The 26,626-nt window shown below is 63.8% G+C and carries 22 protein-coding genes; 14 read left to right on the top strand and 8 right to left on the bottom strand.

Annotated elements, in window-relative coordinates; all coding sequences use genetic code 11:
* Positions 1 to 3: 3 nt before the first annotated feature.
* From NLY33_RS17275 to hmuQ, 3 genes are all read left to right on the top strand, one after another.
* On the top strand, positions 4 to 438 hold the full coding sequence (locus NLY33_RS17275) for a hypothetical protein (RefSeq protein WP_023706051.1): 435 nt from the start codon (positions 4 to 6) through the stop codon (positions 436 to 438).
* Positions 439 to 615: 177 nt separating this feature from the next.
* Positions 616 to 1,524, top strand: coding sequence for an energy transducer TonB family protein (locus NLY33_RS17270; RefSeq protein ID WP_023707863.1), 909 nt, complete (start codon positions 616 to 618; stop codon positions 1,522 to 1,524).
* Positions 1,525 to 1,574: 50 nt separating this feature from the next.
* A complete protein-coding gene (gene hmuQ, locus NLY33_RS17265; RefSeq protein ID WP_023706053.1) occupies positions 1,575 to 1,889 on the top strand; it encodes a heme-degrading protein HmuQ in 315 nt (104 codons plus the stop codon).
* 45 nt (positions 1,890 to 1,934) lie between these two features.
* Here the strand turns inward: hmuQ and NLY33_RS17260 are convergent, their stop codons facing one another.
* Positions 1,935 to 2,999: a glycosyltransferase gene (locus tag NLY33_RS17260; protein ID WP_023706054.1), complete on the bottom strand. Its 1,065-nt coding sequence runs from the start codon at positions 2,997 to 2,999 to the stop codon at positions 1,935 to 1,937.
* An 87-nt stretch (positions 3,000 to 3,086) separates the two neighbouring features.
* Positions 3,087 to 6,695 carry a bifunctional proline dehydrogenase/L-glutamate gamma-semialdehyde dehydrogenase PutA gene (putA, locus tag NLY33_RS17255; RefSeq protein ID WP_023706055.1) on the bottom strand — a complete coding sequence of 1,203 codons (3,609 nt, stop codon included), beginning with the start codon at positions 6,693 to 6,695 and terminating at the stop codon, positions 3,087 to 3,089.
* A 156-nt stretch (positions 6,696 to 6,851) separates the two neighbouring features.
* Between putA and NLY33_RS17250 the strand changes: the two genes are divergently transcribed.
* Positions 6,852 to 7,313, top strand: coding sequence for an Lrp/AsnC family transcriptional regulator (locus NLY33_RS17250; protein WP_023670450.1), 462 nt, complete (start codon positions 6,852 to 6,854; stop codon positions 7,311 to 7,313).
* Position 7,314: 1 nt separating this feature from the next.
* Here the strand turns inward: NLY33_RS17250 and NLY33_RS17245 are convergent, their stop codons facing one another.
* Together NLY33_RS17245 and NLY33_RS17240 are read right to left on the bottom strand one after the other, a co-directional pair.
* Complete coding sequence (locus NLY33_RS17245) at positions 7,315 to 8,514, bottom strand: cytochrome-c peroxidase (RefSeq protein WP_023706057.1); 1,200 nt, start codon at positions 8,512 to 8,514, stop codon at positions 7,315 to 7,317.
* A gap of 4 nt (positions 8,515 to 8,518) precedes the next feature.
* Entirely contained in the window at positions 8,519 to 8,962 is a 444-nt protein-coding gene (locus NLY33_RS17240; protein ID WP_023670448.1) for a FixH family protein, read from the bottom strand.
* 154 nt (positions 8,963 to 9,116) lie between these two features.
* Between NLY33_RS17240 and NLY33_RS17235 the strand changes: the two genes are divergently transcribed.
* Positions 9,117 to 10,037: a sugar kinase gene (locus NLY33_RS17235; protein WP_023707862.1), complete on the top strand. Its 921-nt coding sequence runs from the start codon at positions 9,117 to 9,119 to the stop codon at positions 10,035 to 10,037.
* A 4-nt stretch (positions 10,038 to 10,041) separates the two neighbouring features.
* Here NLY33_RS17235 and NLY33_RS17230 read toward each other — a convergent pair whose 3' ends face one another.
* The 3 genes from NLY33_RS17230 to NLY33_RS17220 all read right to left on the bottom strand — a co-directional run bounded on the left by NLY33_RS17230 (position 10,042) and on the right by NLY33_RS17220 (position 13,916).
* The gene (locus NLY33_RS17230; RefSeq protein WP_023681740.1) at positions 10,042 to 11,067 is read right to left on the bottom strand and encodes an aldose epimerase family protein; all 1,026 of its coding nucleotides are present in this window, start codon (positions 11,065 to 11,067) and stop codon (positions 10,042 to 10,044) included.
* A 190-nt stretch (positions 11,068 to 11,257) separates the two neighbouring features.
* Complete coding sequence (locus NLY33_RS17225; protein WP_023707861.1) at positions 11,258 to 12,715, bottom strand: NAD-dependent succinate-semialdehyde dehydrogenase; 1,458 nt, start codon at positions 12,713 to 12,715, stop codon at positions 11,258 to 11,260.
* Positions 12,716 to 12,965: 250 nt separating this feature from the next.
* Positions 12,966 to 13,916 (bottom strand): AEC family transporter, encoded by a 951-nt coding sequence (locus NLY33_RS17220; RefSeq protein WP_023709673.1) that lies wholly within the window; start codon positions 13,914 to 13,916, stop codon positions 12,966 to 12,968.
* 143 nt (positions 13,917 to 14,059) lie between these two features.
* Between NLY33_RS17220 and NLY33_RS17215 the strand changes: the two genes are divergently transcribed.
* The 7 genes from NLY33_RS17215 to NLY33_RS17185 all read left to right on the top strand — a co-directional run bounded on the left by NLY33_RS17215 (position 14,060) and on the right by NLY33_RS17185 (position 22,886).
* Positions 14,060 to 17,110 (top strand): caspase family protein, encoded by a 3,051-nt coding sequence (locus NLY33_RS17215; protein ID WP_023706059.1) that lies wholly within the window; start codon positions 14,060 to 14,062, stop codon positions 17,108 to 17,110.
* 99 nt (positions 17,111 to 17,209) lie between these two features.
* On the top strand, positions 17,210 to 17,758 hold the full coding sequence (locus tag NLY33_RS17210; RefSeq protein WP_023670442.1) for a histidine phosphatase family protein: 549 nt from the start codon (positions 17,210 to 17,212) through the stop codon (positions 17,756 to 17,758).
* A 209-nt stretch (positions 17,759 to 17,967) separates the two neighbouring features.
* Positions 17,968 to 18,249, top strand: a complete 282-nt coding sequence (locus NLY33_RS17205) for an acyl carrier protein (protein ID WP_010909964.1) — start codon at positions 17,968 to 17,970, stop codon at positions 18,247 to 18,249.
* A 55-nt stretch (positions 18,250 to 18,304) separates the two neighbouring features.
* Positions 18,305 to 19,495, top strand: a complete 1,191-nt coding sequence (locus NLY33_RS17200; protein ID WP_023706060.1) for a beta-ketoacyl-ACP synthase — start codon at positions 18,305 to 18,307, stop codon at positions 19,493 to 19,495.
* Positions 19,496 to 19,537: 42 nt separating this feature from the next.
* Positions 19,538 to 20,809, top strand: a complete 1,272-nt coding sequence (locus tag NLY33_RS17195; RefSeq protein ID WP_023706061.1) for a beta-ketoacyl-ACP synthase — start codon at positions 19,538 to 19,540, stop codon at positions 20,807 to 20,809.
* A 36-nt stretch (positions 20,810 to 20,845) separates the two neighbouring features.
* Positions 20,846 to 21,874 (top strand): zinc-binding dehydrogenase, encoded by a 1,029-nt coding sequence (locus tag NLY33_RS17190; protein ID WP_023706062.1) that lies wholly within the window; start codon positions 20,846 to 20,848, stop codon positions 21,872 to 21,874.
* Positions 21,875 to 21,878: 4 nt separating this feature from the next.
* The gene (locus NLY33_RS17185; RefSeq protein WP_031196351.1) at positions 21,879 to 22,886 is read left to right on the top strand and encodes a lipid A biosynthesis lauroyl acyltransferase; all 1,008 of its coding nucleotides are present in this window, start codon (positions 21,879 to 21,881) and stop codon (positions 22,884 to 22,886) included.
* Positions 22,887 to 22,899: 13 nt separating this feature from the next.
* On the opposite strand, the gene NLY33_RS17180 is transcribed toward NLY33_RS17185, so the two are convergent.
* The gene (locus NLY33_RS17180; RefSeq protein WP_023681747.1) at positions 22,900 to 23,331 is read right to left on the bottom strand and encodes a L,D-transpeptidase; all 432 of its coding nucleotides are present in this window, start codon (positions 23,329 to 23,331) and stop codon (positions 22,900 to 22,902) included.
* Positions 23,332 to 23,553: 222 nt separating this feature from the next.
* On the opposite strand from NLY33_RS17180, the gene NLY33_RS17175 reads away from it, so the two are divergent.
* Positions 23,554 to 24,834, top strand: coding sequence for an acetylornithine deacetylase/succinyl-diaminopimelate desuccinylase family protein (locus tag NLY33_RS17175; protein WP_023706064.1), 1,281 nt, complete (start codon positions 23,554 to 23,556; stop codon positions 24,832 to 24,834).
* Between the two features lie 121 nt (positions 24,835 to 24,955).
* A complete protein-coding gene (locus NLY33_RS17170) occupies positions 24,956 to 26,431 on the top strand; it encodes an ABC transporter substrate-binding protein (RefSeq protein ID WP_023706065.1) in 1,476 nt (491 codons plus the stop codon).
* The last annotated feature ends 195 nt before the right edge of the window (positions 26,432 to 26,626 follow it).

Genomic DNA, 26,626 nt, shown 5'->3' with positions numbered 1-26,626 from the left:
CCGATGACAAGTTTGACGGCATCGCTTCGCCTCCTGACCTCGACGCTGGCGATGTCGCTTGGCTTGATGCCGGCGTGGGCTCAGTCCGCGCCGGCTCCGCAACTCAGCCTCGAGCTCAATGCCGTGCAGCCCTCGGACAAGGGTTGCCGGCTGACCTTCGTGGTCAACAATGCGCTCGGCGCCGATCTTTCCAAGGCGGCATTCGAAATCGCGCTGTTCAACGAGGCCGGCATTGTCGACCGCCTGAGCGTGCTCGACTTCAAGGACCTGCCGGCCGGCAAGACCAAGGTGATCCGCTTCGACCTCGCCGGCACCGAGTGCACCAAACTCAGCCGCGTGCTGATCAACAGCGCCACCGAATGCGCCGGCGTCAAACCGGGCGCCTGCATGCGCGGCCTGAAGACGCAGACCAAGACCGGTATCGCATTCGGCGTCTGAGGTGGGCCTGCATCCCGCCTTCCTGCACGACAATGCGACACGACCCGTCGCAGCTCCGCCGTCATGGCCGGCAACCGATCTTGATTTGACAATCCCACCCCGCTCGCGGCAGGTCTCGCCGCGAACCATGCAGGACATCACCCCCTCCCCGACGCCGGCAACGAACCGGCGATTACGATGGACGAGCTCGCACAGCCGGCAGCCGCGGACCGCAAATGGACTGTGGCGATCGTCGCGTCCTGCCTGCTCCATGCCGCTGCCGCAGCGGCGTTCTTCATCGGACCCGCAGGGACATTCGATTCCAGTAACGCGATACAATCCGAAGGCACCGAGCAATCGGGCGCCGAGGTGGTCGGCAGCGCCTTGGACAGCCAGGCTCCCGACGCGGTCGATGTTACCTTGGTAACCGATCCGCGGCCGGCCAAGCCCGAGGCCGTTCGACCCGTGCCGCCGACCGAGGCGCCTCAACCGGTAAAGGAGCCGGCGGCGCCCAAGCCTGCGCCGGAAGCCGCCGAACAGGCGACCGCCGCGCCAGATACACTGACGGCCGCCATCCCGAATGATCAAACTGTCGCCCCAAGCGCTGAGACGTCGACTCCGCCAGGGGTTCAAACGCAAAGTTCAGAGGCACCGCCCGCCGACGAGCCCGCCGTTGATTTGCCTGCTGCCAAACCACCAGTCCCGAGCCCGCGGCCGACCCCTCCAGCCGGATCTGGAGATACCCGCGGTGCGGCAGATGGCGAAGAACGCGACGCACCGGCGGTTGCCAGCAAGGGTAAAAACCAGGACGCGGCTGGCAATGCGATGGAATCTCGTTACGGCGGTGAAATTCAAAAGAAGCTTGCCCGCGCTAACCGGCGCGTTTCGAAGGAAATTCAAGCCAAGGCTCGCAACAATGCCAGGGTCTATTTCGTCGTCATGGCCGACGGCAGCGTCAGCGACTTGCAGCTTGTCGAAAGTTCAGGGTCTGCCGAACTAGACCAATTCGCTTTGAAACTGGTGCGCCAGCAAGCCCCGTTCCCGCCCATTCCACCCGAGACCGGATTATCAAGTTGGGTGTTCAGGGCGCGGATCGGTCCGTTTTAACCAGCTCGCAGACCTTCGCCAAATCGTCCATCAATTCAAGAGGAAGCCCAATGTACATCGCCATGAACCGCTTCAAGGTCCAGAACGGCTCGGAGACCGCTTTCGAGGATGTCTGGAAGAACCGCGATTCGAGCCTCTCGGAGATGAAAGGCTTCAGAGAATTCCACTTGCTGCGCGGCCCGGTCAACGAGGCCGAGGGTTACACGCTGTTTGCCTCGCACACGGTGTGGGCAAGCCATGAGGATTTCGTCGCCTGGACCAAATCCGAGAATTTTCGCGCCGCCCACCGCAACGCCGGCACGTCGAAGGTGCACTATCTCGGCCATCCGCAGTTCGAAGGCTTTTCGGTCGTCGAAGGCGCCTGATTGAGATTTCACCCGTCGACGAGATCTGACGACGGGCAGATGCCGTCAGGTTCCGGTTGAATTCCGGCCGCCCAGTCGCCGAAGCCACTGGGCAATGTGCAGGCGCAGCCGCCGCCAGGGCTGTCCGCGTGTCAGGTAGCGCGCCAACCGCGGATCACCGGCCAACTCCGGGAACTGGCGCACATGCTGCGTCAGGAATGCAGGTATGAAATTGCGCCCGTTGAGATCGCTGAGCCAGGCAGAATTCGCCAGCAAATAGTCTGCGGCATCCGCCGCCAACACGCTCCTGTAGCTCCTGTATGCAGGCGTTTGCCGCACATTGCCGCCAGCAAAGGCAGTTCCGGTGGACAGGTTGGAGCCATGCAGGCGATAGAGGCCGAGACCTTCTGACAGGATGAGGCTGCCGCCGGCCTGGTGCGCGAGTGTCGCCGTCAGATAATCCGTCCCGACCTTGGCCTTGAACGGGAAGGACAATACCGGTTCCAGCGCGCCACGCCGGTACATGATCGCCGAGCATTGCGACCACAGCCAGCCCGTCACCGCAGGTGTGAAATAGGTTACCGGATGCTCCGATGCGTAGGCGATCCCGGGCGCCATGCCGGCAAGCCGGCCACCGGGCGCGATGGCGACGCCACTGCGATCCGCTCCGGACCGCGGTTTGCGCAAGGCAAGGAAGGTACCGCCCAGCAAGGTGCCGTCGCCATCGACAAGGAACACATCGGAACTCGACAGTGCGGCCGAATGCGTCGTGTTGAGGTGGGCGGACAGATGCGCGAGGAGAAAATCCGGCAGCCACACGTCATCGGCGTCGAGAAACGCGACGAAGGGCGCGTCGGTTGCGGCAAAGCCGTCGCGGAATCCCGCGGTCTGGCCGCCATTCTCCGTGCGCGCCAACAGGCGCAGGCGCGGGTCGTCTATATCCCTTAGAAGCTGTCGGACATGGTCGGCCGAGCCGTCCGTCGAGGCATCGTCGACGATGACGCATTCCCAATTCCGGTAGGTCTGCGCAAGCACCGAGCGGATCGCCTGTTCGACGTACGGCCGATAGTTGAAGCAAGTGATGACCACCGCCACGCGCGGCAGCTCAAACGGTCGGGACGTGTCTTCCATCTGTTCGGCTGCCCCGCTCGAGTTGCTCTCTATCCCTTGCGCATACCCTTGCAACCCGACGCAGGCAAGCGAGCCGCGAAAAGCCCCCTAGGCCGCCGCGAGCAGGCTGGCATTGCCGCCGGCAGCCGTGGTGTCGACGCAGACAGCGCGTTCATGCGCATAGGCCGCCGGGTTGAGCACCTCGCTGACCAGCGGCACGATCGGCCCGCCGCGGTCGGCAATGACCTTGCGCACGATCCGCGCCGCCTCGGGCCTGCCCGAGAAGGCGACGACATCGACGCGCAGCGAACGCGCTTCGACTGGGTCTGGCCGACCGTCTATGGCCGCCAGCGGCAACCCCTTGCCGGTCAGCGCCGACAGTGCTGCCGGCGCGCCCGGCGCCACGGCCAGCACCGCATTGCCGGCGGCCAGCGCCTGGATCGTCTGGGCAAGCAGCGTTTCGGCGTCCGGACCGAGGCACAGCACCCGGCCGCGCGGCGACAGCGACAGCGTGTTGGCCTCGCCGGTCGGTCCCGGCAGGTCGACCTGGCCGAAATCGATGGCGGCTGCAGCGCCGATCGCTGCAGCGCCCTTGCCGCGCAGATGCTTTCTCAAAATGGCGATGCGGTCCGGCCGCGTCGACCAGCCGCCAAGCGTCGGATCGGGCAGATTGTCGGCCAGTTCGGTCGCCGTCACCTTGTGGCCCTCGGCAATCTCCGTGCCCGCCTCCGGCCCCTTGCGGAACCGCCGGAGATAATGCGGCCCGCCGGCCTTCGGCCCGGTGCCCGAAAGCCCCTCGCCGCCAAAGGGCTGCGAGCCGACGACGGCGCCGATCTGGTTGCGGTTGACATAGATGTTGCCGGCATGGATGCCGTCGACGAAATGCTGGACGCGGCCTTCGATGCGGGTGTGCAGGCCGAAGGTCAGGCCATAGCCTTTGCGGTTGATGGCGGCGATGACGGCGTCGATCCCGTCGGCGTCGAAGCTGGCGACATGCAGCACCGGACCGAACACTTCGCGCTCCATCTCCTCGATGCCTTTGACCCGGAACACATGCGGCGCAACGAAGCGGCCATCTTTGGGTGCTTCGAGCTTGGCGATCAGCCGGCCCTGCAGCCCCATTTTGGTGCAATACTCGCGGATCGAGTTCTGCGCCTCGTCATCGATGACCGGCCCGACATCGGTCGAAATCTGCCAGGGATCGCCGATGGTGAGCGCTTCCATGGCGCCCTTCAGCATCTCCAGCATCTTCTTCTCGACATCCTTTTGCACGTAGAGCACGCGAAGCGCCGAACAGCGCTGGCCTGCACTCTGGAAAGCCGATGCCAGTATGTCGCGCACCGCCTGTTCGGGCAGTGCTGTGGAATCGACGATCATGGCATTGAGACCGCCGGTCTCGGCGATCAGCATGGCGTCCGGCGCGGCCGTCTCGGCCAGTTGCTTCTCGATCAGCTTTGCAACCTCGGTCGAGCCGGTGAAGCAGACGCCGGCAATGCGCGGATCCGCAGTTAGCGGTCCGCCGACCGACGGACCGTCGCCCGGCAGAAGCTGGATGACATCTTCCGGCACGCCGGCCTCGCGCAGCAGCTCGACGGCGCGGAAGGCGATCAGCGGGGTCTGTTCGGCTGGCTTGGCGATGACCGAATTGCCGGTGACGAGCGCTGCCGCGATCTGGCCGGTGAAGATGGCGAGCGGGAAATTCCACGGCGAAATGCACACGATCGCGCCGCGTGCCTCGGTGCCCGCTTCGTTGTTGGCCGCTTGGGCAGCGTAGTAGCGCAGGAAGTCGACAGCTTCGCGCACTTCGGCCACGCCGTCGGCCAGCGACTTGCCGGCTTCCCTGGTAGCCAGCGCAAAGAACTCGACCGCGTTGGCCTCATAGAGGTCGGCCGCGCGGTTGATGATGGCGGCGCGCTCGGCGACGGGGCGTTTTGCCCAGGCCGGCTGCGCCTCCACCGCGAAGCGCACCGCGGTCGCTACCTGCTTGGCAGCGGCTTCGGCGACCGTGCCGACGATCTCGGCAGGCTTTGCCGGATTGACCACCGGGCGCTGCTTGCCGTAGCCGGCGGCGCGCGTGATCGGCTTGGCATGCCAGCGCTCGGGCCCGGCAAAGGCCGCCTTGGCCTTGTCGATCGCCGCCAGCGTCACCGGGTCGGTGATGTCGAATCCCTTCGAATTGCGCCGCCCAGTGCCGAAGATCGTCGCCGGACGAGCGATTGCCGGATTGGCGGCGGAGCCCTGGCTCTCGACCGTCTCGAGCGGATCGCGCGCAATATCCTCCGGCTCGACATCCTCATCGGTGAGCTGATGAACGAAGGAGGAGTTGGCGCCATTCTCCAGCAGACGTCGCACCAGATAAGCCAAGAGGTCGGAGTGCGCGCCGACCGGCGCATAGATGCGGCAGCGCGTGCCTTCGGCCTGGCGCACCGTCTCATGCAGCGCCTCGCCCATGCCGTGCAGGCGCTGGAATTCGAAAGCGTCACGGTTGTCAGCCATCGACAGGACGGCAGCGACTGTATGGGCGTTGTGCGTGGCGAATTGCGGATAGATGCGGTCGGTCATCGACAGCAACTTCCTGGCGCAGGCCATGTAGGAAACATCGGTGTTGGCCTTGCGGGTGAAGACAGGGTAGCCGGAAAGCCCGAGCGTCTGTGCCCGCTTGATCTCGGTGTCCCAATAGGCGCCCTTGACCAGCCGCACCATGATGTTGCGGTCGTACTTTTTCGCCAGCGCATAGAGCCAGTCGATGGTGAAGGCCGCGCGCGGGCCGTAGGCCTGGACGACGACGCCAAAGCCATTCCAGCCGGCAAGCTCCGGCTCGGACAACACACGCTCGATGACGTCGAGCGACAGGTCGAGCCGGTCGGCCTCCTCGGCGTCGATATTGAGGCCCATGCGCGAATGGCGTGCGGCCAGCGCCAGCGACAGCAGCCGCTCGGCCATCACCGGCAGCATCTTTTCCTTCTGTGCCTCTTCGTAGCGCGGATGCAGCGCCGACAGTTTGACCGAGATGCCGTGGTTCTGGCGGATATCGGGACCGTTGGAGCCTGAATCGAGCGAGGAGATCGCATCGGCATAGGCTTTGAGGTAGCGCAGCGCGTCGGCCTCGGTGCGGGCGGCCTCGCCCAGCATGTCGAAGGAATAGAGATAACCTTTCTGGATCATCGACTTGCCGCGCTTGACGGCTTCCGCAATGGTGCGGCCGAGCACGAACTGCTCGCCCATTTCGCGCATGGCGGCGGCGACCGCCTTGCGGATAACCGGCTCGCCCAGCCGGCGAACCATCGAGCGCAGCGTGCCTTCAATGCCGCCCTCGCCTTCGTCGAGCACACGGCCGGTCAGCATCAGCGCCCAGGTCGAGGCGTTGACGAAGATCGAGCTCGAACCGCCCGAATGCGCCGACCAGTCATGCGGTGCGATCTTGTCGGCGATCAGGTCGTCCATGGTCTCGGTGTCAGGCACGCGCAGCAGTGCCTCGGCCAGGCACATCAGCGCCACGCCTTCCTTGGTGGAGAGGCCGTAGGCCGAGAGAAAAACCTCCATCAGCCGCGGGTCGGACGAGCCGCGCACCGCGCGCACCAGATCCGCGGCACGGGCCGAGACGGCTTTGCGGTCATCGGCCGAAAGTTCTGTCGCCGCAGCCAGGCGCTTCACAGCCGCGTCTTCGTCGGGCAGGTAGTTGGCGCGGATCTGCTGGCGAATGGTGTCGAGCGGCATGGCGGTCCCTGCTGAGCAAGCATCTGGGAGCGGGCCGGCGGTCGCCGGACCGAATGGCGCAAGCTAGCACAGAGCCGCATTTTCGGCCGGTCCAAAGAAATCGACATGGCAGGCCGATCGGTCTATCATTACGGTTGAATCGTTATCAGGTGGACTATGATATCCGTGACAGAAGACCAATTGGACCGCATCGACAGAAACATCCTGTCGGCGCTGGCGCGCGACGGGCGGCTATCCATGTCTGGACTGGCCGGCAAGGTCGGCCTGTCGAAGACGCCGGTGCAGGCGCGGGTGAAGCGCCTGGAGAAGGACGGCTATATCAGGGGCTATCAGGCGATCATCGATCGCGAGCGCATGGGCGAAGGCCATGTCGCCTTCGTCCAGGTCAAACTGTCGGACACACGCTCGGCCGCGCTCGATGCTTTCAATCGCGCGGTGCAGGCCGTGCCGGAGATCGAGCAGTGCCACATGATGGCGTCGAGCTTCGATTATCTCCTGAAAGTCCGTACCACCGACATCGCCGCCTATCGCCGCGTGCTCGGCGAGCGCATCTCGGCACTGCCGCATGTTGCGCAGACCTCGACCTTCGTGGCCATGGAGACGGTGAAGGATCGCTAGCTCACTCCGACAGCGTCTTCAAAAACGCCACCAGCGCCGCGCGTTCGCGGTCCGACAGTTGCAACGGGTGCACTTCGGAGGTGCCTTCAACGGCCGCCTCCGCCTTCGCGTAGTGCGCCACCACCTCCTCCAGCGTGGAGAACTGTCCGGCATGCATATAGGGCGGCCGTGTCGCCGCGCCCCGCAGCGACGGCGTCTTGTAGGCACGCATCAGTTCGGGTGCTGCCTTGACGATGAAGCGCAGTTCTCCGCAGGCGCCGGCGTCGCCATCGCGGAAGGCGCCGAAGCAGTTGAATGGGTCGGCCTGAACCTGGGCCACCGCATCGAAACGGCCGCGATCCAATGGCAAATCCCTGACCGGCCGCACGCCGGTGTTGTGGAAAGCGTTGTCGGTGAAGCGCGGGCCGTTATGGCAGGTGACGCAATTGGCCTTGCCGATGAACAGTTTCAGCCCGAGCATCTCCTCCTGCGAAAAGGCATCGTCGGCTTTCGGCTTGGCGCCTGACACAAGATCGATGGCAAAGCGGTCAAAGCGCGTCTGTGCCGGTTCGATCGACCGTTCGAAGGCGGCGATCGCCTTGCCGATGTTGGAAAAGACGCGGTTGACGTCGTCCATTTGGGCCGCGGTCATTGCCTTCCACGCCGCCTGCTCGGCCTCACTGCCGAGCGGGCTGGCGTTGGCCGGCACGGCGGAAAGATCCGGCAGTGGCCCGAAGATGCGCTCATAGCGCTCGCCGAACCGCTTCTGGATGTAATGCGCGAAGGCCGCGCGGTTCCCCGCCTGCTCAAGCGGGTTTTCCAGCGGCGTCAGCGCCTGCGCCCACAGGCTGTCGCGCCGTCCATCCCAGAAGAACCACGGATTGCGGGCAATGCCGGCCAGCGGCATCGAGCGCCTGTTGGTTCGGCCAACGCCGACGGATTGCGGCAGGTCATCCTGGAATTGCCGGTCGATCTTGTGGCAGGTCGAGCAGGATACGTTCCCGTCACGGCTCATGCCCTGGTCGAAGAACAGAGTGGAGCCCAGGGCGGCGGCGGCTGGCACGTCGGCGAAGCGGTTGGTGGTGTCGGGTTTGAGCGCCGGCAAGGTGTTCAGCGCCAGCGAGGCGATGGTCTTCTTCTCGGCATCGGAAAAATCCGGTTTGCCGCAGCCGGCAACGAGCACGACCGCCGCCAATGCCAGAAGGCGCAACAGGCGGCTCATTCGCTCACAGCACCACGTTGAAGACGACCGTGTCGGAACCGGCCGCCGCCGAAATGGCGAAGCGCAACTGCCACACGCCGCTCATGGTGAATTTGAGCCCCTCGATCCGGTAGCGCCCCTCGCCAAGATAGTCGGTCGCCTGCGGACTGGTCGGCAAGCCGTGATTGTGCTGCGGCATGCCGCCGGACACCGAGATCGCCGCACCTTCCACGGAATCGCCGTTGACCGTCTTCAGGGTCAGCAACCAGGATTGCAGTTCGCCTTGCCGGATAACGCCGCGTTCCGGCTGAATGCTGGCGACAAACAAGCCGTTCGCCGTCTTCTTCGAGCGCGAAACATCGGGGCTCGGCGCCGACTGCGGCGCGGTCAGATAGACGATCGCCAATATGCCAGCCAGCAAGGCGGCCAGACCAACGCCCGCAAGAAGATAACGCCATATCGATGCCAAACCGGTTCCTCTTCTGGGCATAACGTCTCGCGAAGCAATTCGCGTCCCGCCGCTTCTGTGGGAAAACGCTTCTGGCGCAAAAAACCGCCGCCGCCAAGCATGGCGCTGCCGGCCGCAAAAAGCTACAGCAGCGAACTGGTCCGGAGACAGATACATGGCAGCAGACGGCGTCGCTTCGATCGGTGAATGCATGCTCGAGCTGTCCGGCCAGGCCGGGCCGAACTGGCGCATGGGCTTTGCCGGCGACACGTTCAACACGTTGTGGGCGCTGCATGCGCTGAGCGGCGAGCGGCCGGCGACCTATGTCTCCGCCTTCGGCGACGATCCCTTCTCGCAGGGCCAGATTTCGTTCTTCGCCGAAAACGGCATCGGCATCGGCGCCAGCCCGGTCATCCCAGGCGCGCGGCCCGGCCTCTACGCCATCACCTTGACCGGCGCCGAACGCGCCTTCACCTATTGGCGCAGCGACGCGGCGGCCAGGCGGCTTGCCTCGGATCCAGCCGCCTTGGCAAAAAGCCTTGAAAACCAGGCGCTTGTGTATTTTTCCGGAATCACCTTGGCAATTCTGGATGCCGCCGCGCGCAAGACGTTGCTGGCAGAAGTGGCCAAGGCGCGGGCTGCCGGTTCGCTCGTCGCTTTCGACCCCAACTACCGGCCGCGCCTGTGGCAGAGCCGCGAGGAGGCGCAAGCCGCGATCCTCGACGCGCTTGCCGTCGCCGACATCGCGCTGCCGACCTTTCCCGACGAGCAGATGCTGTTTGGCGACTCGGCACCGCAAGCGACCGCCGAGCGGTTCGGAAAACTGGTCGGCGAAGTCGTCGTCAAGAATGGCGAGGAACCCGCGCTGATCGCCACTGGCGGAGCCCTGCAGCCGGTTCCGGCCCAGCATGTCGCCACCCCGGTCGACACCACCGGCGCCGGAGATTCCTTCAATGGCGGCTATCTCGCCGCCCGGCTGGCCGGCCATGCCCCGGCGGATGCCGTGCAGCGCGCGCATCGCGTCGCCGCCGCTGTCGTGCAGGTGCGCGGCGCGCTGGCGCCGTTCGAGGTTCTAAGAACCGCTTTCGAGGGCTAAGACCTTAGGGAAGCCTGAAACGATATTCCGTCACCTGATGATAGATCTGGCCCGGCCACAGCGTGGCCTGTGGGAAATAAGGCCGGTTCGGCGCGTCGGGCCAGGTCTGCGCTTCCAGGCAAAAGCCGGAAAACGCCTTGTAGCGCCGTCCGTCCAGGCCGCCTGAGGTTGGCGCGACATACTGGCCGGTGTAGAGCTGCAGGCCGGGCTCTGTGGTCCAGACCTCCATCTCGACGCCGGAATTGGCGCCTTGCGCCCACGCCACCTGGTGAAGCGGGCCCCGGGCTGACGCCAGGCAGAAATTGACGTCGTAGGGAAGCTGCTCGCCTTCCGTTTCCATGCGCAGCGGCCGCGCCTGGCGGAAGTCGAAGGGCGTGCCGTCGACCGGTTTGACCACGCCGGTCGGGATCATCTCGCCATCGACCGGCGTATAGGCGCCGGCATTCAGCATCAGCCGGTGGTCGAGAATGTCACCGGCGCCGCCATCGTCGAGATTGAAATAGGAATGCTGCGCCAGATTGCACAGCGTCGGCTCCTCGCAAGTGGCGGTCAGTTCCATCGAGAGCGTGCCGGGAATCTTCAGCCGGTAGGTGCAGGTGACGTCGAGCGCGCCGGGAAAGCCCATCGTGCCCTCGGGATCGTGCAGGGTCAGGGTGACAAAATCCCGGCCGTGCAGCGAAACCGTCCACGGCCGGTGGAAGAAGCCCTCCGAGCCGCCATGCAGCGTGTGCTTGCCGAGGAAATTGCGCTCGGTCTGGTAGCGCTGGCCGGCAATGGTGAAGCGGCCGTCGCGGATGCGGTTGGCGTAACGGCCGACGACCGCGCCGAAGAAGGCCCGGTCAGTCTCGTAAGGCTCGAAGCGATCGTAGCCCAGCACCAGCGGCGCGTCGTGCCCGGCGAGCCGCAGATCCTGGATGATTGCGCCGAGCCCGATGATGTTGGCGCTGACGCCGCCGCCCCGGATGGTGAAACGGCGAACGGGTTCGCCTGCCTGCGTCGTGCCGAAGACTTCGCCGTCCTTCATCGCTATGTCCAAATGCTAATTCGTCGATCTATCGACTTAGAGCAATTCCAGGAAAAGTGTGAAACGGTTTTCCGTCCGGAATTGCAAAAAACAAAGAACTGGAGCGGTTCGGCGTTTCCGTGAAACGCTGAACCGCTCCAGTCCGGCTGAATGTCGTCTGGCAAGGGCAGGCGCGCGGCCTGCCCCCGTCAATGATTTAGAGGCCGAGACCCCCGATGCAGACATATTTGGTGTCGAGGTAATCCTCGATGCCCTGGTGTCCGCCTTCCTTGCCGAGGCCCGATTCCTTGACGCCGCCGAACGGCGCTTCCGGCGTGGTGATCAGGCCTTCATTGACGCCGACCATGCCGTATTTCAGGCCTTCCATGACCCGGAAGGCGCGGCCGAGATCGCCGGTGTAGAAATAGGCGGCCAGGCCGAACTCGGTGTCGTTGGCAAGCGCAATGGCTTCCTCTTCGGTCTCGAACTTGAACACCGGGGCGATCGGGCCAAAAATCTCTTCCTTCATGAAGCGCATGTCAGGCTTCGCATCGGCGATGACAGTCGGCTGGAAGAATGAGCCGCCAAGCGCGTGGCGCTTGCCGCCGGCAACGACCTTGCCACCCTTCGACGTGGCGTCGGCGATGAATTCCTCGACCTTCTCGACCGCCTTCACGTCGATCAGCGGTCCCTGCTGCACGCCCTCTTCCAGGCCCGAGCCAACTTTCAGCGCATTGCTCGCGGTGGCCAGCTTCTCGACAAACTTGTCGTAGATGCCGGCCTGCACCAGGAAGCGGTTGGTGCACACGCAGGTCTGGCCGGAATTGCGGTATTTGGCGGTGATGGCGCCGGCGACGGCGCGATCGAGGTCGGCATCGTCGAAGACCAGGAACGGCGCATTGCCGCCGAGTTCCATCGAGACCTTCTTGACGGTGACGGACGACTTCTGGATCAGCAGCTTGCCGATCTCGGTCGAGCCGGTGAAGGTGATCTTCGACACCAGCGGATTGGCGCAGATCTCGTCGCCGATTTCGCCGGCGGCGCCCGTCAGGATGTTGATGACGCCCTTGGGGAAGCCGACTTCCTCGGCCAGCGCGCCCCATGCAAGGCCGGAATACGGCGTCTGCGAGGCCGGCTTGACCACGGCGGTGCAGCCGGCGGCAAGCGCGGGACCGAGCTTGCGGGCAAGCATCGAGGAGGGGAAATTCCACGGCGTGATGGCGGCAATGACGCCGACCGGCTCCTTGGTCACCAGGATGCGGCGATCGCCCCATGGTGATGGCACGACATCCCCATAGGTGCGGCGGCCTTCCTCGGCAAACCACATGATGTAGGCGGCAGCCGAACCGATCTCGCCCTTGGATTCGGCGAGCGACTTGCCCTGCTCGATGGTGAGCAGTTCGGCCAGCACATCCTGATTGTCCATCATCGCGTCATGCAGCTTGCGCAGAAGCTTCGAGCGCTCCAGCGCGGTCGTCTTGCGCCAGGTCTTGAAGGCTTCGCTTGCGGCTTCGATGGCGCGGCGGGTTTCCGCCTTGCCCGACTTCGGCACGGTGCCGATCTTGAGACCGGTGGCCGGGTTGTTGACGTCGACCGTCTGGCCGCTGTCGGCCTGCACCCATTCGCCATTGATGAGATTGGCCTGGCGCATGAAATGGCTGGTTTTCTGCAGCATGGTCTAGCCTCCGTTCGGCGCACTGACGGGCCGGTCTGTGGATGTCTTCGATGAGCGCGCGCAATGGCCTGGATGCCCGACACGCTGAGCCACTGCTCTTTACCTAGGGCAAGCTCGGCAAGCAATTGCAAGATGGCATATAGGCTTTGGGCCAGCCAAACGCCAGAGAAAATTCACATGTAAATTAGTTTGGGCCCCAGCCTTGCCAAAGACCAGCCTTACAAAAGACCAGCCTTACAAAAGACCAAGCCTACCCAAAGACATGAACCACCACCGTCAGCCAAAAGGCGGTTGTAACAACCGCGCTTGCCGTGGCGATGGTCATCTGGTTCGACGCCAGCGCCTGGCCGGTGTTGAACTGCACGGCGATGAGATAGGAATTGATGCCGGACGGCAGCGCCGCCACCACGACCGCCACCTTGGCCGTCAAGGGCGGCAGCCCAAGCAGCCAGACCAGGCCGAGCACGAGCGCCGGCATCAGGAACAGTTTCAGCGTCGACAGTGCCAGCGCCGGTCGGATGTTACCGGAAATGCCGAAACGGCGCAGGCTGAGCCCCATGGCGAACAGCGCCACCGGCCCGGCGGTGTTAGCCAGCGCATCGACCAGCCGCGTGGCAAGATTCGGCAGCGGCGCGCCGGTAAGGCGCCATGCCAGCCCGGCCAGGATGCCGATGATCAACGGATTGGTGAACAGTCTTCTCAGAAAGCTCTGGATGATGCGCAGCGGGTGTACGGGCTCGCTGCTACCGCGGCCAAATATCTCGAACATGATGATCGAAGCCATCATCATGGTCGGAAGATGCACCGAGACGAGCAGCGACAGCACTTCGAATCCGCTGGACCCAAATACGCCGAGAACGAAGGGAATGCCCAGCAACACCACATTCGAGAAGGACGACGACACTCCACCGACGATGCCGGTGCGCGCGTCCCGCCCGAAGATCCGTGTCGTCACCAGATGGCCGGCGGTCCATGTCATCGCAACCGCCGTGAAGTAAGCGCCCCACAGCGACCAGGGCGCCACACCATGGAAATCGGAATTCACCATCGTCCGAAACAGCAGCAGCGGCATCGCCACGTTGATGGCGAACTCGGCGATACCCTCGCCGCTCGCCGGCTTTAGATAGCCGGTGAGCCCGGCGAGATAGCCGAGCGCGACAAGGCTGAAGACGAAAAGAACGGTTTCCGTGAGCGGCGACATTTTTCAGGGATAGGCGAGCCCGGATTGCAGTGCAATCGCCCTGATCTTCAGAAATCGATCCTCGATCCGGCCGGCGCCTGAATTTGATCATGGTCGGGTGACAGCGCTATACAGGCTTGGGATCATTAGGGCGGACACAAAGAATGGTCGCGACGCCGAAACAGCGTCATTTCAGACGGGAGTGGCTGGTCAGACAGGGGTGGCTGGTCAGACAGGGGTGGCTGGCGGGTTTCGTCGTTATACTGCTTTGCCTTGGCGTATCTGAGGCCCAGGCCGCCGAGACCAAAAGTCTCAAGGGCGTGGCGCTGATCATCGGCCAGTCGAAATACGAACACATCGCAGCCCTTGCCAACCCGGCCAACGACGCCCGCGACATGGCCAAGATGCTGACCGACCTCGGCTTCGACGCCCGCAACGTCACCGATCGCGATGCCGCCAAGCTGAAGCGCGATCTCGATCGGTTTGTCGAGGACGCCGAAGGCGCCGACGTAGCCTTCATCTATTATTCCGGCCACGGCATCGAGGCCGGCGGCGAGAACTATCTGGTGCCGGTCGACGCCGACGTCTCGTCGTTGAAAAATGCTGGTGAGGCGCTGGTGCCGATTTCAGCCGTCATGGACGAGCTGAAAAAGACCATGCCGGTGACGATCGTGCTGCTTGACGCCTGCCGCACCAACCCGTTTCCGCCGGACGCGGTCGTGCGACGCGGGCCGACGGCTTCCGCCGAGCCCGTCGGCGCCGGCGGGCTGGAACCGGTGCGCGGCGCAAAAGCCCTCGCCGATGCCTCAGTGGATGATGCCAGCCTGGGAACCGTGGTCGGCTTCGCCGCCGAGCCGGGCCGACCGGCGCTCGATGGCGTCGCCGGCGAAAACAGCCCCTACGCCGCCGCCCTGCTGCGCCACCTCACCGCGATGAAAGGCACCGAGTTCGGCTCGGTCATGCGCATGGTAACCGAGGAGGTCTATCTCGACACCAAGGCAAAGCAGCGCCCCTGGGTCAGCGAGAGCCTGCGTCGCCTGCTCTATTTCGGCGTCGCGCCGCCCGAACCGACCGGCGACGACGGGCTGATCACCGGCGAGAGGCGGCAATTGCTGCTGACCATTTCCGACCTGCCCGATCCCAAACGGGCTCAGGTGGAGTTGGCTTCTCTCCAGGACGGCGTGCCCCTTGACGCGCTCTACGGCGTGCTCAAGGCGCTCGGCACGGAAAAGATCCCTGAGGATCCCAACGACCTGCAGAAGGTGCTGGACAGCCAGGCCGAGCGTCTGAAGAAGATGATGGCCGAGCGCGCCGCATTACGCACCGACGATCCCGAGATCAGTCGCCTGGTCGCATCCGCCGACAAGGCCATAGGCCAGGGCGCCATGGTGACGGCGCGCAAATTCCTCGACGACGCGGTCGGCCGGATCGAGGAAAACAGCGGTGCGGTGGATGAGGCCGAGGACCTGCTCCGGCAAAAGCGCATCGCCGACGCCGCCATCTATGCCAAACGCGCCGACGCCGCCGCGCTGGTCTTCGACTACAAATCCGCCGCCACCGACTACGCCAAGGCGTTTTCGCTGGTCGAGAAGTGGGACGAAAAGCTGCGCTGGAACTACAAGAACCAGGAGGCCGAGGCGCTGAACGCTTATGGCTACGCCACCGGCGACCTCGATGCACTACAACAGTCCATCGAGGCCTATCATGTCATCTTGAACTTCATTCCCAATGGCGAACAGAACCGCGATTGGGCAATCACTCGCAACAACATGGCGGTCGTGCTGCAAACCATCGGCGAACGCGAAACCGAGACCGCGCATCTGGAAGAGGCAGCGCAGATCTTCCGCGGTTCGCTTGCCGTTTTCGAGCGCGAGAAAGATGATCGCAACTGGGCCGCTGCGCAGAACAACCTGGCCAATGTGCTGCTGAAGATCGGGGAACGCGAAAGCGACCCCAAGCGCCTGAACGATGCGGTGGCGGCAATGCGCGCCACGCTGGAGAGGCGCCCGCGCGACAAGCTGCCTTTGGACTGGGCCTCTTCGCAGAACAATCTTGGCCTCGCCCTCTATGCGCTCTCCGAACGCGAACCCACCGGCGAGCATCTTAAGCAGGCCGAAGCCGCCTACCGGCTGGCGCTTGAGGAATACACGCGCGAAAAAACGCCGGTAGAATGGGCGATGATCGAGAACAATCTCGGCAACACGCTGGTCACCCTTGGCATCCAGCTCAACGATAAGGCCAAGATCAATGAGGCGGCCAACGCTTTCCGCGCCGCGCTGGAAGTGCGAACCCGCGAAACCTTCCCGGTGTCCTGGGCGACCAGCCGCCTCAACCTGGGCAATGCGCTGAGCGGTATCGCCCGCTTCGATATGGGCACGGCTACGCTGGAAGAAGCTGCAGCTGCCTACAACGACGCTCTGACGGTGTTTACCCGCAAGCGCTTCCCGATGGACTGGGCGTCAGCCCAGAACAATCTTGGATCGATCTATCAGACCCTTGGTCAGCGCACCCGTGATGCGGCCAAGCTGGAACAGTCGGCGGCAGCCTTCCAGGCGGCACGGCAGGTCTATGTCAGGCGGAAGTTCCCGCAGGACTGGGCGATGAGCTACTACAATCTCGGCAACACGCTGCAGCTTCTCGGCGGCGTCACCGACAAGCCCGAGCATTACAGCGAGGCGGTCGACGCCTACGGCAATGCGTTGCGCGAGTACAAGCGCGAGACGAACCCGCGGCAATGGGCAATGGCCCAGGCCGGCCTGGGCTCGACGCTGCACTGGTTGAGCATGAGCAATGGCGATGCCAAGACGCTGCAGGATTCGATTGCGGCGCGGCGGGCAGCGCTCGAAATACTCACCATCGAGGCCGCGCCGGTCGACTGGGCCAACGCTCAAAATGGCATCGGTATGAGCCTGCTCAATCTCGGCAATCTCCAGCGGACCGACAAATATCTCAACGACGCCGAAGCGGCGTTCACGGCGGCGCTGAAGGTGTTTACGCGCGAAAGTCAGCCGCTGCAGTGGGCCTTCGAGCAGAACAATATCGGCGACGTCCACTGGAACCGCGCCAGCTATGGCGCGGGCAAGCCGGAATATCTCAAGGCGATCGAATTCTTCGAGAACGCCAAGCAGGGCTTCACCGAAGCCGGCTACACGATCCCTATCCCGCTCACCGATCAGAAGATCGAGCTGGCGAAGAAGCAAATGGCGAAAATGTGAAGCGAACCGAGGGTTCGCCTTTCGCTTGTCTTTGTGCCGGCTTTCCGATCCCTATATCAGAATGACCGGAGCGGCATCAGGCTCCCGGAAAAGGTTTCGATGATTCGATTTGTGCTGTCGCTGTTCCTGCTTGCTGTTCCCGCCGTCGCCCACGCGACCGACGCCGGCTGGGCGCTGCTGCGTGACGGCGGCCATGTCGTGCTGCTTCGCCACGCGCTGGTCACCGGCACCACCGACCCCGCCAATTTCGTCATCGACAACTGTGCCACCCAAGTCAATCTATCGGCGCGCGGCAAGCAGCAGGCGAGCAAGATCGGCGCGCTGTTCGGCGCCCGCGCCGCCCCCATCGAGCGGGTGCTGTCCAGCCGATATTGCCGCTGCCTCGACACTGCCCGCATCGCCTTCGAAGCGGAGCCGGAGCTTTTTGCGCCGCTCGACCTCCTGAGGAGCGATCCGACCGAGAAGGCCGCGCAGCTCGACGCGGTGATGAAGGAAATCCGCGCCTACACCGGTTCCGACAATCTGGTCATGGTCACGCATCTCGAAAACATCGTCGCGCTGACCGGCGTCTCGCCGCGCGAGGGCGAAGCGGTGGTGGTCGAGCCGCAGGGCGATGGCTTGCGCGTGCTCGGCCGCGTCACGTTCTGAGAAAGCCAGTGGTCAAGCTCCCTAAAAACTGATCTGACGTAACGTCAACTGGAAGGGCCGCCGGCTTGTCGGGCAGCCCTTCTTGTCTTTATGGGAAGGCCATACCATCTGCGCCCCGCGCATCAGGCCTTTTCCTGCCGGGAAAAACCGATTAGACAGCGCCCAAACCAGATGCGGACAGATTCCGCCCGCAACCGAAGGAAGAGCCCTTGTCCACCACGTTCGACAAAGTCGCCAAGATCATTGCCGACACCAGCGAGATCGATATCGACACCATCACTCCCGAGAGCCACACGATCGACGATCTCGGCATCGACAGTCTCGATTTCCTCGATATCGTCTTTGCCATCGACAAGGAATTCGGCATCAAGGTGCCGCTGGAAAAGTGGACCCAGGAAGTCAATGACGGCAAGGCTTCGACCGACGATTACTTCGTCATGAAGAACCTGTGCGCCAAGATCGACGCGCTGGTCGCCGCCAAGACCGCCTGATATCGGCTGGCGCGCGGCCTTGACGGGCTGCGCCGCCTGACCCACAAAGCCGCTCATGAGCAGCCCTCGCGACGTCGTCATCACCGGTATCGGCCTTGTCTCCTCGCTGGGAGAGGGTCCGGATACCCACTGGCAGAAGCTGGCGCAGCCCGGCCTGCAGCCGGTGCTCGAATCCGCGCGTTTTGCGCCCTACACCGTGCATCCACTGCCGGAGATCGACTGGAACCTGCAGATCGCCAAGCGAGGCGACCAGCGGCAGATGGAAACATGGCAGCGGCTCGGCACCTATGCGGCCGGCATGGCGCTGGACGACGCCGGCATCAAGGGCAATGACGAGCTCTGCACGACCATGGACATGGTTGTCGCTGCCGGCGGCGGCGAGCGAGACGAGGCGGTCGATGCCGCCATCCTCGCAGCGTCCGAGAGCCGCAACGACCGCGACGTGCTGCTCAACGAGAAACTGACCACCGAATTGCGGCCGACGCTTTTCCTGGCCCAGCTCTCCAATCTGCTCGCCGGCAACATCTCCATCGTCCACAAGGTGACGGGATCGTCGAGGACCTTCATGGGCGAGGAAGGTGCCGGCGTCGCCGCCGTCGAGACCGCCGCCGCGCGCATCCGCTCCGGACAGTCGACCCACATACTGGTAGGTGGCGCCTTCCAGACCGAACATTCCGACATGCTGCTCGGCTATGAATTGGCCGGCTATCTGCATCGCGGCCCATGGAAGCCGGTCTGGCAGAGACAGGGCGCCGAGGGCGGCGGCCTCGTCTCCGGCTCCGGCGGCGCGTTCCTGGTGCTGGAGCAGCGCGAACACGCGCAAAGCCGCGGCCGCAAAATCTATGCCGAGCTCGGACCGGTCGTCTCAGGCCGCGCCCGGCGTTCGCGCGGCGAGCTTGACGCCGAGATCGCGACACTGCTCAAACAGGCAACTCTCCCGAACGGCAAGTTGCTGGCCCTGTCGGGCGCATCCGGGGCGCATACCGCAACGTCAGCCGAAAAGTCAGCGCTGGATGCCAATCCGGCGATATCGGCGCGCGGCTTCGCCACGCTGACCGGGCATATGAAGGAAGCGCAGTTTCCATTCGCGGTCGCCCTCGCCGCCCTGGCCGTCGACCGCAAGGCCGCCTACCCCGTATTCGACGCCGCGGCCGAGAAGCCGTTCGAAGGCATTCCCGAAACCGTGCTCGCAACGGCGATCGGCTATCACCAATTCGAGGGCATGGCGCTGGTCAACGCTGCTTGAAGCAGCGCTGCGCGATCGTGCTGCAAAGTTAAGAGGTTCCGGATGGCCAATCTCAGAGATCACATGGGCAGGCCGATCGTCGCCGTCACCGGCATCGGCGTGGTAACCTCGCTCGGCATCGGCAAGGCCGATAACTGGGCGGCACTGACCTCCGGCAAATCGGGCATCCACCCGATCACCCGCTTTCCCGTCGACCACCTCAACACCCGCATCTCCGGCATGGTCGATTTCCTCGACTCAAGCTCGAAAGGCGCCAGCCTGCTGACCTACGAACTGGCCGAAACCGCCGCGAATGAGGCGGTGGCCGAATCCGGCCTCGATTCCTCTGATTTTGGCGGCCCGCTCTTCCTCGCCTCGCCGCCGGTCGAACTCGACTGGCACGACCGCTTCGCGCTCTACAATTCCGACGGCAAAGGCGCCGGCGCCGAAAGGCTGCTCAGGGTGGCGCGCGGGCTGAAGGAAACAGATACGTTCGCAAGCACGCAGTTCGGCGCGATCGCCGACCGGCTGGCCGACCGCTTTGGCACGCGCGGCCTGCCGATCACACTGTCGACGGCCTGCGCTTCGGGCGCCACCGCCATCCAGCTCGGCGTCGAAGCGATCCGCCGCGGCGAATGCGACCGGGCGCTGTCCATCGGCGCCGACGGTTCGGCAACCGCCGAGGCGCTGATCCGCTTTTCGTTGCTCTCGGCGCTGTCGACCCACAATGACATCCCTGAAAAGGCGTCAAAACCCTTCTCCAAGGACCGCGACGGCTTTGTGCTGGCCGAAGGCTCCGGCGCTCTGGTGCTGGAATCGCTTGAGGCAGCCCTTGCCCGGGGCGCCAGCGTTCTCGGCATCCTGCGCGGCTGCGGTGAAAAGGCCGACGATTTCCATCGCACCCGTTCCAAGCCCGACGGTTCCCCGGCGATCGCAGCAGTCCGCGCCGCCCTTGCGGATGCCGGCCTGAGCAAGGACGAGATCGACTACGTCAACGCTCACGGCACCTCGACGCCGGAAAACGACAAGATGGAGCATCTGTCGCTGTCGACCGTGTTCGGCGATCGCATCGGCTCGATGCCGGTCTCGTCCAACAAGTCGATGATCGGCCACACGCTGTCGGCGGCGGGTGCTGTCGAAGCGGCGTTTTCGCTGATGACCATGCGCGAAAGCGTCATTCCGCCGACCATCAACTACGACAATCCCGACCCGGCAATCGTGCTCGACGTGGTGCCCAACAAGAAGCGCAATGCCGAAGTCGGCACCGTGCTCTCGAACTCGTTCGGCTTCGGCGGCCAGAACACTTGCCTTGTCATGGCGCGGGAACCGGTCTAAGCGACCTTTTTCAGCCAGACTGAACTGACAGGCTCCATGCGCGCACTGCAACTTATCGAGGACCGCCGTCTTGAAACGGTGGACCTGCCGCCCCCGCCGCCCCCCACATTGGGCGAAGTCACGCTGCGCATCAAGGCGGTGGCGCTGAACCATATCGACGTCTGGGGCTGGCGTGGCATGGCCTTCGCCAAGCGTAAGCTGCCGCTGGTCGTCGGCGCCGAAGCCTCCGGCGAGGTCGAAGCTGTCGGCCCCGGCGTCTCCAGCCTGCTGCCCGGACAATTGGTGTCGATCTACGGCGCGCGCACCTGCGGCCTTTGCCGCGCCTGCCGCGAAGGCCGTGACAATCTCTGCGAACATGTCTCGGGCGTCCACGGCTTCCATCTCGACGGCTTTGCGCAGGAGAAGATCAACCTGCCGGCGCGCCTGCTGGTCCCTGCTCCTCCCGGCGTGACCGATGTCGGCGCGGCTGTCGCCCCCGTCACCTTCGGCACCGTCGAGCACATGCTGTTCGACAATGCCAAGCTGCAGCCCGGCGAAACCATCCTCATCCATGCCGGCGGCTCCGGCATCGGCTCGGCGGCGATCCAGCTGGCCAAGCGCATGGGTTGCACCATCATCACCACGGTCGGTTCCAACGACAAGATCGACAAGGCCAAGGCGCTCGGCGCCGACCATGTCATCAACTACCGCGACGATCGTTTCGAAGGCGTCGTGCGCAAGCTCACCAGGAAGAAGGGCGTCGACGTCGTCTTCGAACATGTCGGCGCCGACACCTTTGCCGCCTCGATGCTGTGCCTCAAGCGCGGCGGCCGCCTGGTCACCTGCGGCTCGACCTCCGGCGTGTCGACGCAGATCAATCTGATGCAGCTGTTCCAGCAGCAGCTGAAGCTGCTTGGGTCCTTCGGCTGCCGCATGGAGAACATGGCCAACGCCATGCAGAAGATGGCGGCGGGACAGGTCGCACCTGTCATCGACACCGAAGTCGGCTTCGACGGCATCGACGCCGCGTTGAAGCGCATGGAAGGCCGCGACGTGTTCGGCAAGATCATCCTGCGCGTTTCTTAGGACTATGGTCGGCAAGGTGTTCAAGAAAGCCCGCCGGGACTTCATGTTCCGCTATGGCCGAAGACTGCGCCAGATGGAGCACTGGCTGGTGGCGCGCGTGGCGATGACGATCATCTCGCTGCTGCGCCTCTTGCCCGCGGACAGGGCGCTCAATTTCGCCGACCGGGCGGCACGGCGCATCGGTCCGTGGGTCGGGCGCCACCGTGTCGCCATCAACAATCTGCGCCTTGCCTATCCCGAAAAGAGCGATGTCGAGATCGAGGCCATCGCCTCCGACATGTGGGGCAACATGGCCCGGCTCGCCGCCGAATACATCTTTCTTGACGCCCTCTTCGACTATGATCCGAACGCAGCGACGCCCGGCCGCGTCGAAGTCGGTGGCGCCGACCATTTCCATCAGATAGCTGGCGAGGACAAACCGCATATCCTGTTCACCGGCCATCTCGGCAATTTTGAATTGCTGCCGGTGGCTGCCGCGACGTTCGGCATGAAGATCACGGCGCTGTTTCGTCCGCCGAACAATCCTTACCTCGCCGATTATATCCATTCGACGCGGCGTTCGAGCATGGGCGCCTTGCTGCCGTCTTCGACCGGCGCCTCCTTCGCGTTGGCGTCGATTCTGGAGAAAGGCGGCAATATCGGCGTTTTGGTCGACCAGAAATTCTCCAGCGGACTGGAGACGATCTTCTTTAATCGCCCATGCCAGAGCAATCCGGTTCTGGGCATGCTCGCCCGTCACTATGATTGCGACGTCTATCCGGCGCGATGTGTGCGGCTGCCAGGCAACCGCTTCCGCCTCGAGATCGAGGACAAGCTGACCTTGCCGCGCAATGAAAGCGGCAGCGTCGATGTCGCGGCCACCACCCAACTGCTCGCCGACGTGGTCGAGCGCTGGGTGCGCGAAGATCCGGGACAGTGGATGTGGTTCCACAAAAGGTGGGAAATCTCAGGCCGGCGTCGCCGCCGGCGCGGACAGGCCAACGCCACCGGCCAGGGGCAGCGTCAATCTTAAGTCGTCGAAAGCCTCAGTTCGTCACAACGATCCGCGTATTGCCGAAGCCGACTTCGCGCACCATCGCATAGAACATCGCGGCATTGGCGGTGTGCAGCCGCACGCAGCCATGCGATGCCGGACGCCCTAGCTGCCTGACCGCGCCGGTGCCGTGGATGGCGTAGCCGCCATGGAAGAACACCGAGTAAGGCATTGGCGACATGTGGTATTTCTTCGAATACCACATCCGCGCCGTGCGTTGCGGCCGATAGGTGCCGCGCGGCGTGAAATAGCCACTGCGGGCGGTCGACACGCTCCAGCGATAAAGCACCTGGCCGTATTGGCTGACGGTCATGGTCTGCGACGAGACGTCGATGCTGGCCACCAGCGAGGCAGCCCTGCTTTCGATGGACGTGCCGAACAGCATCGCCGCAAAAGCAGCTGCCATGAGAACGATTTTAGTCATGAGATCAAACCCCTTTGATGCCCCTTGCCTGCCCTGTCATCACGCGGTTTTTCATCTTTTTAACGACAGGTGAGTGATCTAACACACACTCCTTGATAAATTCGCCAATCTAAAGCAGCGAATTTGAACGATTTTCCGCCATAGTTGCCGCTGCGACACGAAGTTTCGGCGCCAGTGGCGCGATGCTTGCAAAACCACCCCCTTGCCTGCTCAAATCCGGGAATGAACAAACGACTCTTCAAAGCGATAGACGCCCGTGTTGATGACCTGGTCGCACTGACCGCCGACCTGATCCGCTTCCCGACCATCAACCCGCCTGGCGAAGCCTATCGCCCCTGCGCCGAATATATCGGTGCGCGCCTAGGCAGGCTTGGCTTCGAAACCGAATTCATCCGCGCCGAAGGCACGCCCGGCGACACCGACCGCTATCCCCGCGTCAATGTCGTCGCCCGCTTCGACGGCCGCTCGCCTGGAGCCTGTGTCCATTTCAACTCGCACATCGATGTGGTCGAAGCCGGCGAAGGCTGGAGCGTCGATCCCTTTGCCGGGGTGGTGAAGGACGGCAAGGTCTACGGCCGCGGCGCCTGCGACATGAAAGGGGGCATGGCCGCCTCGATCATCGCGGCGGAAGCCTTCATGGAGGTATTCCCCGACTTTCCCGGCGCCATCGAAATTTCGGGCACGGTCGATGAGGAGTCCGGCGGCTTCGGCGGCGTCGCCCATCTGGCGAAGCTTGGCTATTTCTCGAAACCCAAGGTCGACCACGTCATCATCCCGGAGCCGCTGAACAAGGACCGCATCTGTCTTGGCCATCGCGGCGTCTGGTGGGCGGAGATCGAGACCAAGGGCGAGATCGCGCATGGCTCGATGCCGTTCCTCGGCGACAATGCGGTGCGCCACATGGGCGCCGTGCTGCAGGCCTTCGAGGATGAACTGTTTCCGGCGCTCGACCGCAAGGTGACGCGCATGCCTGTCGTGCCCCAAGGCGCAAAGCGCTCGACCATGAACATCAACTCGATCCATGGCGGCCAGACCGAGGATTTCCGCCCCGGCCTGCCCTCACCCAACGTGCCCGACGCCTGCCGGCTGACCATCGACCGCCGCTTCCTGCTCGAGGAGGACCTTGCCACGGTCAAGAGCGAGGTGACCGATATCCTCGACCGGCTGAAGCGCGAGCGCAAAAAGTTCGACTACGAGATTCGCGACCTGATGGAGGTGCTGCCGCTGATGACCGAGCGCGACGCGCCGGTGGTCAAGGCGGTGGCGCAAGGCATCATGGCGATCTTCGACCGTGAGCCGGATTATGTCATTTCACCAGGCACTTACGACCAGAAGCACATCGCCCGCATCGGCCACATCTATGATTGCATCGCCTATGGCCCGGGCATTTTGGACCTCGCCCACCGGCCCGACGAATGGGTCGGTATCTCTGATATGGTGGAGTCGGCCAAGGTGATGGCGATCGGGCTGAATGTGCTGCTTAGGGGCACGGCCGCGGACTGAACCATCGACTTCGCTGAAAAAACATTCCTCCCCGCGCCGCTGCGGAGCACGAAACGCAATTTACTCCACCTCGAAATCACGCTTCTATCGCACCAGGGTTCGAGCATTTGGGAGTTGCACGATGAAATTGTGGAAAACCATTCTTGCCGCCGCGGTGCTGGCACTGGCCGGCAGTCAGGCATTTGCCGCACGCACCGACCTGGTGATCGGCATTACGCTCGAGCCGCCACATCTCGATCCGACCGCCGGTGCTGCCGCGGCGATCGACGAAGTGCTCTACGCCAACGTCTTCGAGGGCCTGACCCGCATCGGTCCGAATGGCGAAGTGCTGCCCGACCTTGCCGAGAGCTGGGCCATTTCCGACGATGGCAAGGTCTACACCTTCAAGCTGCACACCGGCGTCAAATTCCATGACGGCAGCGATTTCGACGCCGGCGACGTGAAGTTCTCGCTCGACCGCGCCCGCGCCGACAATTCGGTCAACGCGCAAAAAGCCCTGTTCGCCTCCATCGATACGGTCGAAGTCGTCGATCCGACGACGGTCAAGGTGACGCTGAAGAACCCGCAGGGGTCGTTCCTCTACAATCTGGGCTGGGGCGACGCGGTGATCGTGGCGCCCGAGAGCGCCGACACCAACAAGGAAAAGCCCATCGGCACCGGCCCGTTCAAATTCCAGAGCTGGGCCAAGGGCTCGTCGATCACGCTGGTGAAATCGGACACTTACTGGGGCGCCCCGGTGTTCCTCGACAAGGCCGAGTTCCGCATCGTTCCCGACGCCGCCGCCGCCGTGCCGGCGCTGCTCTCCGGCGACATCCAGGCTTTCCCTTTCTTCGATCCCGACAGCGTCGCGCAGGTCAAGGACGATCCGCGCTTCAAGGTGGTGATCGGCTCGACTGAGGGCGAGACCATTCTGGCGATCAACAACAAGAAGCCGCCTTTCGACAAGCTCGAGGTGCGGCAGGCAATTGCCTTCGCGCTCGACCGCAAGGCGATCATCGACGGCGCCTCGGCCGGCCTCGGCGTGCCGATCGGCTCGCACATGTCGCCCGCCAGCAAGGCCTATGTCGACCTCACCGGCCTGTACCCGCACAATGTCGACAAGGCCAAGGAGCTGCTGAAGCAAGCCGGCTTCGAAAACGGCATTAAGGCGACGCTGAAGCTGCCGCCGCCTTCCTATGCACGGCTTGGCGGCGAGATCATCGCCTCGCAGCTGCGCGATGTCGGCATCGACCTGGAAATCATTCCAGTCGAATGGGCGCAGTGGCTGGATCAGGTGTTCACCAAGAAGGATTACGACCTGACCATCGTCTCCCACACCGAGCCCAACGACATCGATATCTACTCGCGCAAGGACTACTACTTCAACTACGACAACCCCGCCTTCGACAAGATCATCGCCGAGCTGAACCTCACCTCCGACGACGCCAAGCGCAACACGCTGCTCGGCGAAGCACAGAAGATCCTGGCCGACGACGCCGTGGTGGGGTTCCTCTATGAACTGCCGAAGGTCGGCGTCTGGGACGTCAAGCTGCAGGGCCTGTGGGAGAATGCGCCGATCCAGGCGAATGATCTGACCAAGGTGAAGTGGACGGATTGAGGCGGCGGGCCAAAGGGCGGCGTTTGCGCTCCGTCACACCCCCCTCTGCCCTGCCGGGCATCTCCCCCGCAAGGGGGGAGATCGGGCTATCATCTCCGCTTTCGCCTATCGCGAACGTTGAACGCTGGTCGACGACACAGAACCTGCTGATCTCCCCCCTTGCGGGGGAGATGTCCGGCAGGACAGAGGGGGGTG

Origin of the sequence: Mesorhizobium sp. C432A, assembly GCF_030323145.1 — a bacterium.
GTDB lineage: Bacteria > Pseudomonadota > Alphaproteobacteria > Rhizobiales > Rhizobiaceae > Mesorhizobium.
The sequence above is the reverse complement of the archived record's forward strand: the minus strand, read 5'-3'. Positions and strand labels throughout refer to the sequence as shown.

Excerpts from the sequence above, each read along its gene's own strand:
- NLY33_RS17195 (WP_023706061.1), top strand. The coding sequence starts at position 19,538 with ATGGCCAATCTCAGAGATCACATGGGCAGGCCGATCGTCGCCGTCACC.
- NLY33_RS17245 (WP_023706057.1), bottom strand. The coding sequence starts at position 8,514 with ATGAGCCGCCTGTTGCGCCTTCTGGCATTGGCGGCGGTCGTGCTCGTT.
- NLY33_RS17200 (WP_023706060.1), top strand. The coding sequence starts at position 18,305 with ATGAGCAGCCCTCGCGACGTCGTCATCACCGGTATCGGCCTTGTCTCC.
- NLY33_RS17235 (WP_023707862.1), top strand. The coding sequence starts at position 9,117 with ATGGCAGCAGACGGCGTCGCTTCGATCGGTGAATGCATGCTCGAGCTG.
- NLY33_RS17175 (WP_023706064.1), top strand. The coding sequence starts at position 23,554 with ATGAACAAACGACTCTTCAAAGCGATAGACGCCCGTGTTGATGACCTG.
- NLY33_RS17275 (WP_023706051.1), top strand. The coding sequence starts at position 4 with ATGACAAGTTTGACGGCATCGCTTCGCCTCCTGACCTCGACGCTGGCG.
- NLY33_RS17270 (WP_023707863.1), top strand. The coding sequence starts at position 616 with ATGGACGAGCTCGCACAGCCGGCAGCCGCGGACCGCAAATGGACTGTG.
- putA (WP_023706055.1), bottom strand. The coding sequence starts at position 6,695 with ATGCCGCTCGACACCATTCGCCAGCAGATCCGCGCCAACTACCTGCCC.
- NLY33_RS17215 (WP_023706059.1), top strand. The coding sequence starts at position 14,060 with ATGGTCGCGACGCCGAAACAGCGTCATTTCAGACGGGAGTGGCTGGTC.
- NLY33_RS17225 (WP_023707861.1), bottom strand. The coding sequence starts at position 12,715 with ATGCTGCAGAAAACCAGCCATTTCATGCGCCAGGCCAATCTCATCAAT.
- hmuQ (WP_023706053.1), top strand. The coding sequence starts at position 1,575 with ATGTACATCGCCATGAACCGCTTCAAGGTCCAGAACGGCTCGGAGACC.
- NLY33_RS17190 (WP_023706062.1), top strand. The coding sequence starts at position 20,846 with ATGCGCGCACTGCAACTTATCGAGGACCGCCGTCTTGAAACGGTGGAC.
- NLY33_RS17260 (WP_023706054.1), bottom strand. The coding sequence starts at position 2,999 with ATGGAAGACACGTCCCGACCGTTTGAGCTGCCGCGCGTGGCGGTGGTC.
- NLY33_RS17170 (WP_023706065.1), top strand. The coding sequence starts at position 24,956 with ATGAAATTGTGGAAAACCATTCTTGCCGCCGCGGTGCTGGCACTGGCC.
- NLY33_RS17220 (WP_023709673.1), bottom strand. The coding sequence starts at position 13,916 with ATGTCGCCGCTCACGGAAACCGTTCTTTTCGTCTTCAGCCTTGTCGCG.
- NLY33_RS17180 (WP_023681747.1), bottom strand. The coding sequence starts at position 23,331 with ATGACTAAAATCGTTCTCATGGCAGCTGCTTTTGCGGCGATGCTGTTC.
- NLY33_RS17210 (WP_023670442.1), top strand. The coding sequence starts at position 17,210 with ATGATTCGATTTGTGCTGTCGCTGTTCCTGCTTGCTGTTCCCGCCGTC.
- NLY33_RS17185 (WP_031196351.1), top strand. The coding sequence starts at position 21,879 with ATGGTCGGCAAGGTGTTCAAGAAAGCCCGCCGGGACTTCATGTTCCGC.
- NLY33_RS17250 (WP_023670450.1), top strand. The coding sequence starts at position 6,852 with ATGATATCCGTGACAGAAGACCAATTGGACCGCATCGACAGAAACATC.